This window comes from Lentzea terrae, from assembly GCF_003265345.1.
Classification (GTDB): domain Bacteria; phylum Actinomycetota; class Actinomycetes; order Mycobacteriales; family Pseudonocardiaceae; genus Lentzea; species Lentzea terrae.
In genome coordinates this window covers 94,815-111,430 of record NZ_QFWW01000006.1, presented here as the reverse complement: position 1 = coordinate 111,430, position 16,616 = coordinate 94,815, and the positions used below count along the sequence as shown (strand labels likewise).

Sequence of the window (16,616 nt, the reverse complement as noted above, 5' to 3'; positions counted from 1 at the left end):
CTGGGCCACGCCACTAAGACTTCCGGCGTGCCTCCGGAGGCCACACGACCTCGATCGGCACGCCCTCCGCCCGCGCCTGCTCCACCACGTCCGCCGTCCCGCCCTTGCCCTGCTGCGGCACCCCGTCCCACACCGCCACGAGCAGCTCGACGGACGCGAGAATGCGTTCGTTGGCGGCCACATAGGCAAGCCTGCTGGACGTCATGTGCGGCAGCACGCTGACGACCGTGGCGGCCGCGCGCAGCTCGTCGTACTCGGCGACCTGGTGCGGTTTGAGCTTGTCCCGGTAGTCCAGGGCGGGCAGCACCACCTCGACCTGCCCGCCGATGCCCAGCACCGCCCGCGCGAACACCTGGTCGGCGCCCGGTGCCAGGCACGTCACGCCGACCACGGGTTGCCCGAGCCGTTCCAGCACCTCGGTGATCGCGGCCTGCACAGCCGGGACGCACTCGGGCACCAGGTTCATGTGTCCGGTGATGCCGACCCGCATCAGGCCGTCCGGATCGCTCTGATCGCGTCGCGGGTCTCCTGAACGGCGCGGATGTGGCGGTGCGTGGCCGCTTCCTTGGCGAAGTCCTCCAGTTTCCGGAGCACGCGCCCCGAGGAGAGCTTCGCCGCTGTCGGCAGGACCTCGTTGATCAACCCGCACGCCGCCTCCGGGTCTCCCGCGACCATCTTGGTGCGCGCCAGTCCGATCACGTCGAACGCGCGGTTGCGCACCTTCGACGGGTCTCGCAGCTCCAGTGCCCGCCGGATGTGTTGCTCGGCGAACACGGCCTGAGCCGGGTCGTGCATGGCGAGGTCGCGGCACCGCGCCCCGATCACGCCCTCCAGCTCGGCCTCGTCGAAGCTGTGCAGGTAACGCGGTTCGTTGTCCGCCTCACGCTGCGCGAAGCTGTCCTGTGCCATGCCCACGGCCTGGTGGAACTCGCGGGTCTTGCCCATCTGCGCGTACGCCCACGCCTCACGGGTGAGCAGCAGCGCCTTCAACGTCGGTGTGCCCGTGCGGCGGGTGCCGTACTGGCCGAGCTGCACGAGCTCGAGTCCGTCCTCGGGCCTGCCGAGGTCGAACATCTGCCGTGCCATGGCCGCGAGGCACAACGCCGCGAAGCCGTCGTTGTGGCCCGCCTTCGCCATCCGGATGGCCAGCACGTAGTAGCGCTGGGCCGCGTTGTGCAGCCCCGCGTCGAACGACATGCTCGCCGCCACCTTCGACAGCTCGGCGCCGATGAAGAACGCTCTCTCCGTCGTCGGACCCGCAGGCGCGCGTTGCAGCCGTTCGGCCAGCTCGTCGAGCTGACCCAGCACGGCCTTGCGCGCCAGTCCGTACCCGCCACGCCCGCCCCAGCCCCGCAGCTCGTTCGCGACGCGCTGCAGGGCCAGGAGCTCCTCCTCGCTGATCGCCGAGTGCGACGACCACTTCGACAGGTTCTGCAGGGGGTGCAACCACCGCTGCAGCGGCTCGACCAGTGCGGACCCCACCGTCACCGCGGCCGCTCCACTGAGCGCCGCTCGTCTGCTGATCGCCAAGTCGCTCCTCGCCGTCTCCTCGACCGAACGGGCAATGCTCGTCGCCTCCCACGGGGCGGCGAGCACATCTGGCGGGCCCGTTTCGGGGGAGCCCACCTGAGCTGGGATGACGACTCGGTCGAACCACAGTCGTTCGCCCGGCACACCGAGCACCAGCGCGAAGTGGCGCAGCCGGTCGAGCCGGTCGATCTGGTTCTCGCCGGACTCGTAACGCGAGAGCTGCGCCTGGCTGATGCCGAGCCAGCCCGCCATGCGGTCCTGGCTGACCCGGCTGAGGTGCTGCGGGTGGTGCCGGTATGCGGAGATGAGCGCACCCATGTCGCGATCTGCACAAGCCGCCGTGATCGCGGGGTGGTCCCAGAAGTCATCTGAGACGGCAGGGGGTCCGTGCACGTCGGAACGAGCGTTGCGACGGCAGCGGTGACACAGCCGATCGGTGTTGTCGGCGGCGATGAAAGCTCCACACGGACACGCGCGCCTGGATCTGGGTCTCGCGGTGTCCATCGGCATCGCCCCCGTCACTGAGCGTTTCCCAAGTGTACGGAGACGTGATCGTCAGTCCATCCATCTCATGCATAAGACGTAATGGATTCGCGTGTCGCAGTCTCGGCTCCTCCGTTGGGCGGATGAGCTTCATACGTCCGCTGCATGAGGCTCATGCAGTGGACGAGTGGTGTTACCGCGAAGTGCGCCGCACCCTGCACATCGCAGGCCGCGGGCCGATCCCCGTGGCCCGCCAGTGCCTGACCCACCACCGGGGAGGACGACCGCCGATGAGCATCACGACCGCGGAGACCGGCACCGCCGGAATCCCACAGAACAGGGGACACGATCGGGCGATCGGTGAAGCCGTCGCCGGCTACCGGCTGCTCGGCTGGCAGGTGAACGTCACCGAGCAAGGTGTGTTCCTACCCCTCGGACCTGCCACCACCGCGCTGGCCATGCCGGCGCGCATCGGGTCGCGCGTGCTGGCCGACCTGAAGTCGCGCATGCTCGCCGGCCCCGTCACCGTCATCCCCGGCCCCCGCGAACACTGGATCTTCCTGGCCGAACTGGTCGCGTTGCTGCCGACGCACCTCAAGGCGCCGCCGGAGGTCCAGTTCGTGCGATCCCCGCACCGGATCGCGCTGCCACCCACGATGACCAGGTACGGATCGCTGCGGTGGGCCAACCCGCCGTCGCACTCGCGGCACTGGTTCCCGCCGTTCACCGCCGTGCTCGCCCTGGCCCGGACGGCTGCCGCCGAGGACCAGCGCCGATAATTCCTGTTCGTGTCTCTGGATCGACGTTCTTTGTTGTTGTGTGGGCTCGCTGCCGCTGCTTCGAGTGCTTGTGGCGAGCCCGCTCCTCGCAAGACGGGCGGTGTCGGTACCGCCCGGCCAGGGGATCGCGTGGCTTCCGCTGCTTCGGTACCGGTCGGCAGTGGCGTGCTGGTGGACATGCCCGGCAACGCCCAGCTGTTGGTCGTGCAGCCTCGATCAGGTGAATTCCGCGCCTTCAACCCCGCCTGCCCGCACGTGGGCTCACTGGTCAACCCTCCAGCCGGTGGTGTCATCACCTGCCCGCTGCACGGGAGCGCTTTCGACCCAACTTCCGGCGCTGTCCGCAAGGGACCTGCGACTTCTGGGTTGACGTCCGTTGCTGTTGCTCTTTCGGGTGAGGATGTCGTGCTCGCCTGAGACCTGTGAGGTTGCTGTGCATTGGGCGTCTCGCTGAACTCTCGCTGACCGGTTCGCGTAATGCTGTGGTGTGACCCCGAACACCCACCACCACGGAGGAACGGTCGTGAACACCGAAAGCCCGGTCAGCAGGCGGGCGGCGCTGTGCGGAATCGTCGTGGCGCTCGCCGTGCCCAGTGGGCTGGTGACCGCTTGCAGTTCCGGTTCGACGGGTTCTTCAGGCTCTGCTCCCACACAGGGCGGCTCCACCGGATCGACGGGATCTGCCGGGACCGCTTTGGTCGCGCTGGCCGATGTGCCGGAGGGCGGTGGTGCGCTCGTCGACGGTCCTGGCGGCAAGAAGATCGTCGTCGCGCGGATTTCCGCTTCCGAGGTGAAGGCGTATGACGCGACTTGCACGCACCAGGGAGCGATTGTCGCCGAGCCGGCCGGCGGGACCATCACGTGTCCTTCGCACGGCAGCCAGTTCGGTGCTGCGGACGGCTCGGTGAAGAAGGGACCCGCTACCACCGGTCTGCGTGCGGTGGCCGTTCGCGTTTCCGGCGACCAGGTCGTGCTGGCCTGACCCTTTCAGTTTTTGTCGGACCGCGTCGTTAGTCTTGACGATGTGGCAGATCCGTCGACGTACCGCCCCGCAGTGGGCACGATTCCCGAGGCTCCCGGCGTCTACAAGTTCCGCGACGCCGGTGGCCGGGTCGTGTACGTCGGCAAGGCGAAGAGCTTGCGCAGCAGGCTGAACTCGTACTTCGCCGACCTCGCCGGCTTGCACCCGCGCACGCGCCAGATGGTGACGACGGCGGCCTCCGTCGAGTGGACGGTGGTCACCACCGAGGTCGAGGCGCTGCAGCTCGAGTACAACTGGATCAAGGAGTTCGACCCGCGGTTCAACGTCCGGTACCGCGACGACAAGTCGTATCCCGTGCTGGCCGTGACGTTGTACGAGGACTACCCGCGGCTGCACGTGTACCGCGGCCCGCGCAAGAAGGGCGTGCGCTACTTCGGCCCGTTCGCACATGCCTGGGCGATCCGCGAAACGCTTGATCTGCTGCTGCGCGTCTTCCCGGCGCGCACCTGTTCCGCCGGTGTTTTCAAGCGGCACGGGCAGATCGGGCGTCCGTGCCTGCTCGGGTACATCGACAAGTGCTCCGCGCCTTGTGTGGGCAAGGTGTCGGCTGCTGAACATCGCGAGATCGTCGAGGACTTCTGCGACTTCCTGGCGGGCAAGACGGATCACATGATCCGCCGCCTGGAACGCGAGATGTCGGTTGCGTCGGAGGCTCTGGAGTTCGAGCGCGCGGCCCGCTTGCGGGATGACTTGGGTGCTTTGCGCCGTGCCATGGAGAAGCAGGCCGTGGTTCTGGGCGACGGCACCGACGCCGACGTGATGGCGTTCGCGCAGGACGAGCTCGAGGTCTCGGTCCAGGTCTTCCACGTGCGCGGCGGCCGGGTGCGCGGCCAGCGCGGCTGGGTCCTCGACAAGGTGGAGGCGGTCGACGACGCGGCGCTGGTCGACCAGTTCATCATGCAGTTCTACGGCGACAACACCGAAAACACCCCGCGCGAGGTGCTGGTGCCCGTGCTGCCGGACGACGCTTCCGCTCTCGAAGACCTGCTGTCCGAACAACGCGGCTCGCGGGTGGTCTTGCGAGTTCCGCAGCGCGGCGACAAGCGCGCGTTGATGGAAACGGTGGCGCGCAACGCCTCCGAAGCCTTCGCCCAGCACAAACTCCGCCGCGCCGGCGACCTGACCGCGCGTTCCGCCGCCCTGCAGGAGCTGCAGGACGGTTTGGGTTTGGACACGGCGCCTCTCCGCATCGAGTGCATCGACATCAGCCACGTCCAGGGCACCGACGTGGTGGCCTCCCTGGTCGTCTTCGAGGACGGCCTGGCCCGCAAGTCCGAGTACCGCCGCTTCGCCATCCGCGAAGCCGCCACCGAGGGCGACGTGGCCTCCATCGCCGAGGTGGTCCGCCGCCGCTTCCAAGCGATGCTGCGCGAAACCGCGTCGGGCGGCCCCAACCCGGGCATCGACCCGGACACCGGCAAACCCCGCAAGTTCGCCTACCCGCCCAACCTCCTGGTGGTCGACGGCGCCGCCCCACAAGCCGCCGCGGCCGCCGACGTCCTGGCCGAGCTCGGCATCACCGATGTCGCCGTGGTCGGTTTGGCCAAGCGGTTGGAGGAGGTCTGGGTGCCCGGCGAGACCGATCCGTTGATCCTGCCCCGCACCAGCGACGCGTTGTACCTGCTGCAGCGGGTGCGCGACGAGGCCCACCGCTTCGCCATCGCGTACCACCGCCAGAAGCGGTCCAAGCGCATGATCGCGTCCGAGCTGGACGACGTGCCCGGGCTCGGGGAGACGCGGAAAGCCGCGCTGCTCAAGCACTTCGGGTCGGTGCGCAAGTTGAAGCAGGCCACTGTGGACGAAGTCAGCGAGGTGCCGGGGGTGGGGCGGCGCACGGCTGAGGCCGTGGTCGCCACGCTGGCCGGCGCTGCGGCTTCGAGCGGGGCGGCGACCGCGGCGTCGGCCGGAGCCGGTGCCACCGCTGCGGCTTCGACGTCCGATGGAAAGCCGGTGTCGTGACGGACATCCAGCCAGTTTCGGGGAGCGGTCGCCTGCCCCTCCGAGGCCAAGCGTCGACGCTGACTTCGCTTGCCCGCCAAGCCCTGACCGAGGACTTCGGCCTGCGTCCACTGCCCGCCGAAGCCGAGAGCGTCCTGGACGACCTGCCGGCCTCGCCGCGCCTGATCGCGCACCTCCGCGCGGTGCACGACGTGGCCTGCCAGCTCGCGGACTGGGTCGCTCAGCACCATCCGTCGGTGCCCTTCGACCGCACCGCCGTGCTGTTCGGCGCGGCAACGCACGACATCGGCAAGGTGCTGCACCCGGAAGAGCTGTCCGGCCCAGGCTCGGCCCACGAACCGGCGGGCCATGAGCTGCTGCGGTCCCGCGGCGTTCCAGAGCACCTGGCCCGCTTCGCGCGGACCCATGCCTCGTGGAACTCTTCGGGCATCGTCCTGGAGGACCTGCTCGTCAGCCTCGCGGACAAGGTGTGGAAGGCCAAGCGGGTCCCCGATCTGGAACAGCTGGTCACCGGCCTCCTGGCGACCGGGGCCGGTGAGGAACCCTGGGAAGTGTTCATGGCGTTGGACGACGAGCTGGATCGCATCGCGTCGGGCGCCGATGCCAGGTTGGCCGTCCAGTCGAGCTACCCGATCATGGCGTGACCGTGATGCCTGTCGTGCTCGCTCGTCTGCTGCCACCCGCCTGTTCCGCTTCGGTGGCTGCCGCCCGACGTCCTGCTTCGCTGGTCGTCGCCGTCCGATGTTCCGGTTCGTCGGCTGCTTCCGCCCACTCGCTTCGCTGTCCGCCGCCGCCCGCCTCTTCCGCTTGCGGGAGGTGGACGATCATGGTTTCTGGACATCTACCAGGCGACGCCAGGCGTGAATCCGGACGCGATTCACCCGTCCGGGTGGCGAAAACCACCGTGGCACGTAGCGTCTCAAGTGCCGAACCCGCCACGCGGCACCGGCGGCGCGGTGGAGACTCTCGGCGAGAGACGTGCCGCGACGCGACGTGCGCGCAGCCCCGACAGACAGCAGCCCCAACACACAGCTGGTCCAAACAAGAGCGTTCAGCTCATGAACAGGTAACGGAGTCGTAGTCGTGAACGCGGAGAAGTCCGGCATCGAAGTCGCCGTGGTGACCGGGCTGTCCGGTGCGGGCCGCAGCACCGCGGCCAAGTGCCTGGAGGACCTCGGCTGGTTCGTCGTGGACAACCTGCCCCCGGAACTCATCGCCACCATGGTCGAGCTCGGCGCGCAGGCGCGTGGGGCCATCACCAAGGTCGCCGTCGTCATGGACGTGCGCAGCCGCGCGTTCACCGAGGACCTGGCGTCCATCATCAAGGACCTCGACGCGCGCGGGTACAAGCCGCGCGTGCTGTTCCTCGAGGCCACCGACGCCGTGCTGATCCGGCGGTTCGAGGCGGTGCGCCGGGGTCACCCCATGCAGGGCGACGGGCGGTTGCACGACGGCATCGAGGCCGAGCGGATCCTGCTCACGCCGCTCAAGCAGGAAGCCGACCTGGTGCTGGACACGTCAGCACTCAGCGTCCACCAGCTCCGGGCCAAGATCGAGGACACGTTCGGCACCGAGGCGGCGACCAGGACGCGGGTCACGGTGCTCAGCTTCGGCTACAAGTACGGGCTGCCGATGGACGCCGACCTCGTAATGGACGTGCGGTTCCTGCCCAACCCGTTCTGGATCCCGGAGCTGCGGGAGCAGACGGGACTCGACGGAGAGGTGCGCAACTACGTCCTCAGCCAGGAAGGGGCCGACGAGTTCCTCGACCGGTACCACGAGCTCCTCAGGCTCATCGGTGCCGGCTACCGCAGGGAAGGCAAGCGGTACCTGACGCTCGCCATCGGGTGCACCGGGGGCAAGCACCGCAGCGTGGCGCTGTCAGAAGAGCTCGCGGCGCGGCTGGCCAGTGAGGACGGCACGGCGGTCAAGGTCGTGCACAGGGATCTGGGACGCGAGTGACGAAGTTGAAGGCTGTTGCGCTGGGCGGCGGGCACGGGCTGCACGCGACGCTGAGTGCGCTGAAGAGGGTCACCGACGACGTGACGGCCGTCGTGACCGTTGCGGACGACGGGGGCTCGTCGGGGCGTCTCAGGAGAGAGATCACGGACCTGCTGCCGCCCGGTGACCTGCGCAAGGCCATGGCGGCGCTGGCGGGAGACGATCCCAACAGCAAGCTCTGGACGTCGCTGTTCAAGCACCGCTTCGGCGGCACGGGGGCACTCGCCGGGCACGCGGTCGGCAACCTGGTGCTCGCCGGGCTGCTCGAGCAGCTCGGCGACCCGGTGCAGGTGCTCGACACGGCGGGCAAGCTCCTGGGCGTCAAAGGCCGGGTGCTGCCGATGTCGAACGAGCCGCTCGACATCGAGGCCGATGTCATGGGGCTCGACGAGGACGAGAAGGACGTGCGGCGCATCCGGGGGCAGGTCGCCATCGCGACCACGCCCGGGCTCGTGCAGCGGATCCGGTTGACTGCCCCGAACGGGCGACCTGTCGGCTGTCCGGAAGCAGTACAGGCTGTACTTGGCGCTGATCTCGTGCTACTCGGGCCCGGATCGTGGTTCACCAGCGTGTTGCCGCATCTGCTGGTGCCCGAACTGCTCGAGGCGCTCACCCGCACGACGGCCAAGAAGGTCCTGGTGCTCAATCTTGTCCCCCAACCGGGCGAAACTGCCGGTTTCTCTCCGGAGCGCCACTTGGACGTAGTCTGCGAACACGCACCCGAGCTGAAGGTGGACGCGGTGATCGCCGACGTCGACTCGGTCCCCACCCCGGACCGGCTGACGCGAGCCGCCTCGGCACTGGGAGCGCGGACGCATCTGGCCAAGATCGCCGCACCGGACGCCGCCGAGCGGCATGATCCGGAGGCACTGGCCGGTTGCCTGAGGCAGGTGGTCGATGAGACCGGAGTGGGAGGGACAAGCCCGTGGCGATGACGTCGGCGGTCAAGGACGAGCTGAGCAGGCTCGCGGTATCCAAGACCTGTTGCCGCCGCGCGGAGGTGTCCTCCCTGCTCAGGTTCGCCGGTGGCTTGCACATCGTGTCCGGCCGCGTGGTCGTCGAGGCCGAGCTGGACCTGGGCAGCGCCGCCCGCAGGCTGCTCAAGGAGATCCAGGCCCTCTACGGCCACCACGCCGAGGTCTTCACCATCCAGTCCAACGGACTGCGCAAGGGCACCCGGTACGTCGTCCGCGTGGTCAAGGACGGTGAGGGGCTCGCCCGCCAGACGGGTCTGCTCGACCCGCGCGGACGTCCGGTTCGCGGTCTGCCCGCGCCGGTCGTGTCGGGTGGCGTGTGCGACGCGGAGGCCGCCTGGCGCGGTGCCTTCCTCGCGCACGGCTCGCTGACCGAGCCCGGCCGCAGCTCGTCGCTCGAGATCACCTGCCCCGGCCCGGAGGCGGCGCTGGCACTGGTCGGTGCGGCGCGCCGGATGGGCATCTCGTCGAAGTCGCGCGAGGTCCGCGGGGCCGAGCGCGTGGTGATAAGGGACGGCGACGCCATCGGCGCGATGCTGACCAAGCTCGGCGCGCACGACAGCGTGCTGGCGTGGGAAGAGCGCCGGATGCGCCGCGAGGTGCGGGCCACGGCCAACCGCCTCGCGAACTTCGACGACGCGAACCTGCGGCGCTCGGCCCGCGCGGCCGTCGCCGCCGCGGCACGGGTCGCCCGCGCACTGGAGATCCTCGGCCCGGAGGCGCCCGACCACCTGGCCGCCGCCGGCCAGCTCCGGCTCGCGCACCGTCAGGCGTCCCTGGAGGAACTCGGCCAGCTCTCCGACCCGCAGATGACCAAGGACGCGGTCGCCGGCCGGATAAGGCGCCTGCTCGCCATGGCGGACAAGCGCGCCAAGGACCTGGGCCTGCCGGACACCGAGTCCGCCGTGACCGCGGAAATGCTCGAAGCCGAGGTCTGACCGAACGCCCGCAGCCGATCGGCTGCGGGCCTTCACGGCGTGTTGCGCCCCGCCCACACCGCGAGCTGGGCGCGCGACCGCAGTCCCAGCTTTGTCCGGGCGTGCGTGACGTGCCGGGCCACGGTGTGCGGCGAGATCCCCAGCCGTTGCCCGATCTGCCGGTTCGTCAGCCCTTCCGCCACGAGAGTCGCCACGTGCAGCTCGCGTGCGGAGATCACGCCGTCCTCGTCGTCCGCGAGCGGCTGGGCCGTCAGGGCGTAGGAAATGGCCTGTGCCAACGACATCCGCTCGCCGGTGGACTCGGCGGCGCGCAACCGGCCCGCGGTGATCCGGGTCCGGCAGACCGAGCGCGCCTCGTCCACCAGCGCCTGCCAGTAGGGCTCGGCCCGGAAGTCGTAGCGGGTCCGGACGACGGACGCCGCGGTGAGCAGCGACAGGGCGCGCTCGTCGTCCGAACCGGCACCGACCAGGCCGAGCGCCAGGCCTTCGAGGTCGTAGAACTGGTCCATCGGATGCTCCGAGCCGACTTCGAGGCTCTCCCGGAACAGGTCCACCGCCTCGGGAAAGTTCCGCCGCGCCAACGCGATCGCTCCCGCCGTGTGCAGCACCGGGTTCAGCAGGTGCGGCAGCCCGAGCAGCCGGGTCAGCGTCAGCGACTCGCGCACCAGCGGCGCGGCCAGATCCGCCTCGCCGTGCTGCAGCAACGTCCAGCCGTAGGAGTTCAGCAGGACACCGCGCGCGAGCTTGTCGCCGGACTCGCGCATGAGCTCGACGGCTTCGTCGAAGAGCTGCCAGGCCAGTTCGGGGTTGCCGGTGTGCGCCTCGGCCGACGCCAGCACCTCCAGCGCACGGGCCAACGTGCCGGGACGCGACGCCTCGGCCCGTTCGATGGCCAGCGACTCCAGGCCGAACTGACGCGTCACGTGCCAGCCGCCCCGGACGCGGTGGTGCATGGCCGCCAGCGCGGTCAGCACGCTGCGGTACGACGGGGGCATCGGCTGGGACAACGCGCGGTGCAGCAGCTCGGTGGGAGCGCCGCGCGGGCCGCGCGGAGTGGAGGTCCAGGCCGTGGCGGCGATGGTCAGTGCGTGCCGGGCCCAGTCGCCCGTCTCGGCGGTGCGGGCGACGGCCAGCTCGATCAGGCCGATGTTGCGGTCCAGGCGCAGCACCACCGGCGGTGCCGGGAAGAAGCAGGAGATCTCCGGCTCCACGACCGAGCACACCCAGTCGACGACGCGGTCCGCGACGACATCGATGTCACCGCATTCGGCGGCACGCTCGCGGCAGTACAGACGCACCGACTGGAGCTGGCGGAACGTGGTGTGCCCACCGCCCACCCGGTCGACGACGAGCAGCGACTTCTGCTCCAGGCCGGCCAGCAGGTCGAGGGCGTCCTCGACCCCGCACACGGTGCTCGCGACGCCCAGGTCGAACGGCACGCCCAGCACGGCCAGGCGGCGGCACGCGGCCTGCTCTGCCTCGGACAACAGGTCGTAGCTCCAGCCGATCGCGGCACGCAGCGTGCGGTGGCGGTCGTCGGAGGCGCGCGGCCCTGCGGTCAGCAACGCCAGGCGGTCCTCGAGCCGGGCCAGGACGTCGGCGGGGGACAGCACGGTGATGCGGCGCGCGGCCAGTTCGATGGCCAGCGGCATGCCGTCCAGCGAGCGGCAGACCGCGACGACGTCCGCGACGTTCAGCGCGTTCAGCTCGAACGAGCGGTCCACTGAGACGGCACGATCGCGGAAAAGCACCACGGCGTCGTAACGCAGCGCCTCGGCAACGTCCGCACAGTCCGCGCCGACCGGCGGCAGACCGAGCTCGCCGAGCGCGAAGACCTGCTCGCCGGCGAGCCTGAGCGGTTCGCGCGAGGTCACCAGGACGCGCAACCGCGGGCAGCAGGCGACGAGCTCCGACACGACGTCGGCCACGTCCGCCAGCAGGTGCTCGCAGTTGTCGAGCACGAGCAGCGGGCGGCGGTGCTGCTCGACCTCGGCGATCACAGCGTCGCGCACCGAGCGGTTCGGCAGCGGGTGGGCGCCGACGGCGTGGTAGATCGCCTGCACGACGTCCGACTCGGACGCCAGCGCGGTCCACCACACCTGATCAGGGCGTTTGCTCACGTGCTGGGCGGCCAGCCTGGTCTTGCCCGCTCCCGCCGGACCGACCAGCGACACCAAGCGGTGCTCCGAACCGAGCCGCGCGAGCGCCGCCAGCTCCTCGCGACGGCCCACGAACGTGTCGAGGGGAGTCGGCAAGGCCGAGTCATGCGGGGAGTCGTCGCGTGCCGAGCTGCGTTCGCGATACGCGCGTTGACGACACGCATTGGAGCAGTAGCGCCGTCCGGTGGCCGTGTCGTTGAGCGGGTTCCCACATGTCACACAGGCGGCATTGGCCGTCATGGGGAATGACCGTACCGGCGCGTAACGGCCCGTAACACCCGCTGTTTCGGGGTATTGCCGGTCCCTTCAGGGCCTGGACATGATCCGACCGGTGCCGCCGCCACCACATCACGGAGGTCTGGTCATGACCGCGCAAATCCGACAGCCGAACGCCTCGCTCGTACCGCCGCAGGACCGCCAGGTCGTGGACGAGTGGCTCGCCCGGATCGTCGCCGTCGTCGGCAGGGACGGAAAAGAGGACAGCCCCGAGGCGTGCCGCACCGCCGCGGAGGCTGCGGAGGAGCTGAGCGCGTACCTCTGGATGCTCCGCACCCTGCGCCGCCGAACGGCCTAGTCAGGGGCCATTTTTCTGGCTCGATCAAGAGATCCTCACTATCCCTGTGACCAGCGGCGCAGTTCGGCAGATAGGGTGGGCTTGTTCCTGCCAGTCGAACGCAAGGAGTCCGTCGTGACGGTTCGTGTAGGTGTCAATGGTTTCGGCCGGATCGGCCGCAACTTCTTCCGCGCGGTGCGTGCCGGCGGCCACGACATCGAGATCGTCGCGTTCAACGACCTCGGTGACGTCAACACCATGGCGCATCTGCTGAAGTACGACAGCATTCTCGGTCGTCTGGACGCCGACGTGCAGGTCACCGAGGAAGGCATCTCCGTCGACGGCAAGGTCATCAAGGCCCTCGCCGAGCGCAACCCCGGCGCTCTGCCGTGGAAGGACCTCGGCGTCGACGTCGTCGTCGAGTCCACCGGCTTCTTCACCGACGCCACCAAGGCCCGCGCGCACGTGGACGAGGGCGGCGCCAAGAAGGTCATCATCTCCGCGCCGGCCAAGAACGAGGACCTCACCGTCGTCATCGGCGCCAACGAGGACAAGTTCGACGGTTCGCAGACGATCATCTCGAACGCGTCCTGCACCACGAACTGCCTCGCGCCGCTCGCCAAGGTGCTGCACGACAGCTTCGGCATCGAGCAGGGCCTCATGACCACGATCCACGCGTACACGCAGGACCAGAACCTGCAGGACGCGCCGCACAGCGACCTCCGCCGTGCCCGCGCCGCCGCGCTGAACATCGTGCCGACCTCGACCGGTGCCGCGAAGGCCATCGGCCTGGTGCTGCCGGAGCTGCAGGGCAAGCTCGACGGCTACGCGCTGCGCGTGCCGATCCCCACCGGCTCGGCCACCGACCTGACCGTCACGCTCAAGCGCGAGGTCACCGTGGACGAGGTCAACGCCGCGTACAAGGCCGCCGCCGAGGGCCCGCTGGCCGGCATCCTCAAGTACTCGACCGACCCGATCGTGTCGGCTGACATCGTCACCGACCCGCACTCGTGCATCTACGACGCGCCGCTGACCAAGGTCATCGGCAACCAGGTCAAGGTCGTCGGCTGGTACGACAACGAGTGGGGCTACTCGAACCGCCTCGCGGACCTGGTCAAGCTCGTCGCGTCCAAGATCTGAGCAGGGGCGAAAAGTCAGTGAAGACTCTCAGCGACCTGCTCGCCGAGGGTGTCGCAGGTCGGCGCGTCCTGGTGCGCGCCGACCTGAACGTCCCCCTCGACGGAGACAAGATCACCGACGACGGCCGCGTGCGCGCGTCGGTGCCGACGATCAAGGCCCTTGCCGACGCGGGCGCCCGCGTGATCGTCACCGCTCACCTCGGCCGCCCCAAGGGCGCGCCGGACCCCCAGTTCTCGCTCGCCCCGGCCGCCGCTCGCCTCGGTGAGCTGCTCGGCACCGAGGTCGCGCTGGCTTCGGACCTCGTCGGCGAGTCGGCGAAGTCCGTGGTGGCCGCGCTGACCGACGGCGGCGTCGTGATGCTGGAGAACGTCCGCTTCGACGCCCGCGAGACCTCGAAGGACTCCTCCGAGCGCGAGGCGCTGGCCTCCGAGCTGGCCGCGTTCGCCGATGCGTTCGTGTCCGACGGCTTCGGTGTCGTGCACCGCAAGCAGGCCTCGGTCTACGACGTGGCTCAGAAGCTGCCCGCGTACGTCGGCGGTCTCGTCGAGGCCGAGCTCGGTGTGCTGCGCAAGCTCACCGACGACCTGGAGCGCCCGTACGTCGTTGTGCTCGGCGGCGCGAAGGTGTCCGACAAGCTCGGCGTCATCGCGAACCTGCTGTCCAAGGTCGACCGGCTGCTGATCGGCGGCGGCATGGCGTACACGTTCCTCAAGGCCCAGGGCCACGAGGTCGGCGGCTCGCTGCTGCAGGAAGACCAGCTGGACACCGTGCGCGGCTTCCTCGCCGACGCGGAGAAGCGCGGCGTCGAGCTCGTGCTGCCCGTCGACGTGCTGGTCACCGACAAGTTCGGCAACCCGGAGCACGACGTCGTGGCGACCGACGCCATCCCGGCCGACCGCATGGGCCTGGACATCGGCCCCGCGTCGCGCGAGCTGTTCGCCTCGAAGCTGGCGGACGCCCGGACCGTGTTCTGGAACGGCCCGATGGGCGTGTTCGAGCAGGAGGCCTACGCCGGTGGCACGCGTGCCGTCGCCGAGGCCCTGGTCAAGTCCGAGGCGTTCACGGTCGTCGGTGGCGGCGACTCGGCTGCCGCGGTGCGTGCACTGGGTCTGCCCGAGGACGGTTTCTCGCACATCTCCACCGGTGGTGGCGCGTCTCTCGAGTTCCTGGAAGGCAAGGAACTCCCCGGCATCAGCGTTTTGGAGTCCTGATGGCAGCCCGGCTCCCGCTCATCGCGGGCAACTGGAAGATGAACCTCAACCACCTCGAAGCGATCGGCCTCGTGCAGAAGATCGCCTTCTCCCTGCCGGAGAAGTACTTCGCCAAGGTCGAGGTGGCCGTCCTCCCGCCGTTCGTCGACATCCGCAGCATCCAGACGCTGGTCGACGGCGACAAGCTGCTGATCAAGTACGGCGCGCAGGACCTCTCGCAGCACGACTCGGGCGCGTACACCGGCGAGGTGTCCGGCCCGATGCTCGCGAAGCTCGGCTGCCACTACGTGGTCGTCGGGCACTCCGAGCGCCGCGAGTACCACGGCGAGACGGACGCGCTGGTCAACGCGAAGCTGAAGGCCGCGCTGAAGGTCGAGGTCACCCCGATCTTCTGCTTCGGCGAGAAGCTGGACGTGCGTGAGGCCAAGGGACACCTGGAGCTGGTCAAGCAGCAGCTCGAGGACGGCCTCAAGGGCTTCACGGCCGAGCAGGTCGCCAAGATCGTGTTCGCGTACGAGCCCGTGTGGGCGATCGGTACCGGTCGCACGGCTTCTTCTGCCGACGCGCAGGAGGTGTGCTCGCTGGTCCGCTCGTTCGTGGCGGAGAAGTACGGCGAGGAGACCGCGGCCGTCGTGCGCGTGCTTTACGGCGGTTCGGTGAAGTCGTCCAACATCGGTGAGCTCATCGCGCAGAAGGACATCGACGGCGCTCTCGTCGGCGGTGCGAGCCTTCAGGCGGACGAATTCACCAAGCTGTGCGCGCTGGCCGCGGGTGGACCACTACCCTAAGTCGATCTAACTTGCCCTAACCCCAACTGGTGCACACGTTCGGCAGTCGAACAGGTACTCTATGGCGTCGGCTGCCTGACAGCGAGGAAGAAATGATCCTGTTCCTGCAGATCCTGTTGATCGTCTCCAGCGTGCTGCTGGTGCTGCTCGTGCTCTTGCACCGCGGCCGTGGTGGCGGCCTTTCTTCGCTGTTCGGCGGCGGCATGCAGTCGAGTCTGTCCGGTTCCTCGGTCGTCGAGAAGAACCTCGACCGCCTGACGCTGTTCGTCGGCGCGGTCTGGATCATCGCGATCGTGGGCATCGGACTGCTGATCAAGCTGCCCGGCGCGGGCAGCTGATCAACCGTTCAGCGGCAGAAGCCCTCAGGGGCTTGGGGTAACCACTTGGTGGGGGTGTAACGGTCGATGTCCGGTGGTAACGCGATTCGCGGTACCCGCGTCGGCGCAGGCCCGATGGGTGAGTCGGAGCGCGGCGAGTCCGCGCCTCGTCGTCGGGTGTCGTACTGGTGCGCGAACGGTCACGAGTCCCGGCCTTCCTTCGCGGTCGACGCGGAGGTGCCGGAGAACTGGGACTGCCCGCGGTGCGGCCTGCCGGCAGGGCGGGACGAGCAGACGCCACCCGCGCCTCCGCGCAACGAGCCTTACAAGACGCACCTTGCGTATGTGAAGGAGCGGCGGTCTGACGCTGATGGGGAGGCGATCCTCGAGGAGGCTCTCGCCAAGCTTCGGCGGCAGCGGGAAGAGCCGTAGACCCTTTGATTGACGCTCTAGGCCCCCTTTTCTGCGGAGAGGGGGCCTTTTGTGTGTTCGCCGGTTCGCCGTTCCGGCGGTGCGCGCCGGTTGCGTAGGTCGTCCCCCTGTTCCGTCGGCGGCTGGCGGTTTCGAGTTCGTAGGTGGTCGCTTTGCGTGCTCGGGGTTCCGGTTTCGTAGCGTTCCCCTGTTGCGTGCTCCCGTTCACCGTGCGTGCTTCCCCTTGGGAGGCGCCGCCCCCAAACCCCCGCCAATCTGATCTGGGGTACCACGCCGCTCTCGGGTTGATGGCACGCCTGTTGCTGTGAGC

The 16,616-nt window shown here is 69.2% G+C and carries 17 protein-coding genes; 14 read left to right on the top strand and 3 right to left on the bottom strand.

What is annotated here, in order from left to right:
- Window positions 1–13: 13 nt before the first annotated feature.
- Window positions 14–490: a hypothetical protein gene (locus DI276_RS09560; RefSeq protein ID WP_112262913.1), complete on the bottom strand. Its 477-nt coding sequence runs from the start codon at window positions 488–490 to the stop codon at window positions 14–16.
- A complete protein-coding gene (locus tag DI276_RS09555) occupies window positions 490–1,848 on the bottom strand; it encodes a helix-turn-helix domain-containing protein (RefSeq protein ID WP_232836547.1) in 1,359 nt (452 codons plus the stop codon). The genes DI276_RS09560 and DI276_RS09555 overlap by 1 nt, the downstream gene beginning before the upstream one ends.
- 455 nt (window positions 1,849–2,303) lie before the next feature.
- Between DI276_RS09555 and DI276_RS09550 the strand changes: the two genes are divergently transcribed.
- The 8 genes from DI276_RS09550 (at window position 2,304) to whiA (ending at window position 9,706) form a co-directional block, all read left to right on the top strand.
- Entirely contained in the window at window positions 2,304–2,792 is a 489-nt protein-coding gene (locus tag DI276_RS09550) for a hypothetical protein (protein ID WP_112263331.1), read from the top strand.
- 129 nt (window positions 2,793–2,921) lie between these two features.
- A complete protein-coding gene (locus DI276_RS09545) occupies window positions 2,922–3,209 on the top strand; it encodes a Rieske (2Fe-2S) protein (protein WP_232836546.1) in 288 nt (95 codons plus the stop codon).
- A gap of 106 nt (window positions 3,210–3,315) precedes the next feature.
- Complete coding sequence (locus tag DI276_RS09540; RefSeq protein WP_198680539.1) at window positions 3,316–3,774, top strand: Rieske (2Fe-2S) protein; 459 nt, start codon at window positions 3,316–3,318, stop codon at window positions 3,772–3,774.
- A 42-nt stretch (window positions 3,775–3,816) separates the two neighbouring features.
- Window positions 3,817–5,793 carry an excinuclease ABC subunit UvrC gene (gene uvrC, locus DI276_RS09535; RefSeq protein WP_112262911.1) on the top strand — a complete coding sequence of 659 codons (1,977 nt, stop codon included), beginning with the start codon at window positions 3,817–3,819 and terminating at the stop codon, window positions 5,791–5,793.
- Window positions 5,790–6,437: an HD domain-containing protein gene (locus DI276_RS09530; RefSeq protein WP_232836545.1), complete on the top strand. Its 648-nt coding sequence runs from the start codon at window positions 5,790–5,792 to the stop codon at window positions 6,435–6,437. The genes uvrC and DI276_RS09530 overlap by 4 nt, the downstream gene beginning before the upstream one ends.
- 460 nt (window positions 6,438–6,897) lie before the next feature.
- Window positions 6,898–7,755 (top strand): RNase adapter RapZ, encoded by an 858-nt coding sequence (rapZ, locus tag DI276_RS09525; RefSeq protein WP_198680577.1) that lies wholly within the window; start codon window positions 6,898–6,900, stop codon window positions 7,753–7,755.
- Window positions 7,756–7,760: 5 nt separating this feature from the next.
- A complete protein-coding gene (locus tag DI276_RS09520; protein ID WP_112263327.1) occupies window positions 7,761–8,729 on the top strand; it encodes a gluconeogenesis factor YvcK family protein in 969 nt (322 codons plus the stop codon).
- Window positions 8,720–9,706 carry a DNA-binding protein WhiA gene (whiA, locus tag DI276_RS09515; RefSeq protein ID WP_109637858.1) on the top strand — a complete coding sequence of 329 codons (987 nt, stop codon included), beginning with the start codon at window positions 8,720–8,722 and terminating at the stop codon, window positions 9,704–9,706. Before DI276_RS09520 ends, whiA begins: the two co-directional genes overlap by 10 nt.
- Window positions 9,707–9,738: 32 nt before the next feature.
- Here whiA and DI276_RS09510 read toward each other — a convergent pair whose 3' ends face one another.
- A complete protein-coding gene (locus tag DI276_RS09510; protein WP_198680538.1) occupies window positions 9,739–11,961 on the bottom strand; it encodes an ATP-binding protein in 2,223 nt (740 codons plus the stop codon).
- 268 nt (window positions 11,962–12,229) lie between these two features.
- On the opposite strand from DI276_RS09510, the gene DI276_RS09505 reads away from it, so the two are divergent.
- The 6 genes from DI276_RS09505 to DI276_RS09480 all read left to right on the top strand — a co-directional run bounded on the left by DI276_RS09505 (window position 12,230) and on the right by DI276_RS09480 (window position 16,306).
- On the top strand, window positions 12,230–12,439 hold the full coding sequence (locus DI276_RS09505; RefSeq protein ID WP_112262908.1) for a hypothetical protein: 210 nt from the start codon (window positions 12,230–12,232) through the stop codon (window positions 12,437–12,439).
- Window positions 12,440–12,553: 114 nt separating this feature from the next.
- Window positions 12,554–13,558, top strand: a complete 1,005-nt coding sequence (gene gap, locus DI276_RS09500) for a type I glyceraldehyde-3-phosphate dehydrogenase (RefSeq protein WP_112263326.1) — start codon at window positions 12,554–12,556, stop codon at window positions 13,556–13,558.
- Between the two features lie 17 nt (window positions 13,559–13,575).
- On the top strand, window positions 13,576–14,769 hold the full coding sequence (locus DI276_RS09495; protein WP_198680537.1) for a phosphoglycerate kinase: 1,194 nt from the start codon (window positions 13,576–13,578) through the stop codon (window positions 14,767–14,769).
- The gene (gene tpiA / locus DI276_RS09490; protein WP_112262907.1) at window positions 14,769–15,557 is read left to right on the top strand and encodes a triose-phosphate isomerase; all 789 of its coding nucleotides are present in this window, start codon (window positions 14,769–14,771) and stop codon (window positions 15,555–15,557) included. The genes DI276_RS09495 and tpiA overlap by 1 nt, the downstream gene beginning before the upstream one ends.
- A 92-nt stretch (window positions 15,558–15,649) precedes the next feature.
- Complete coding sequence (secG, locus tag DI276_RS09485; protein WP_030470276.1) at window positions 15,650–15,895, top strand: preprotein translocase subunit SecG; 246 nt, start codon at window positions 15,650–15,652, stop codon at window positions 15,893–15,895.
- A gap of 66 nt (window positions 15,896–15,961) precedes the next feature.
- Window positions 15,962–16,306, top strand: coding sequence for an RNA polymerase-binding protein RbpA (locus DI276_RS09480; protein WP_030470277.1), 345 nt, complete (start codon window positions 15,962–15,964; stop codon window positions 16,304–16,306).
- Window positions 16,307–16,616: the final 310 nt, after the last annotated feature.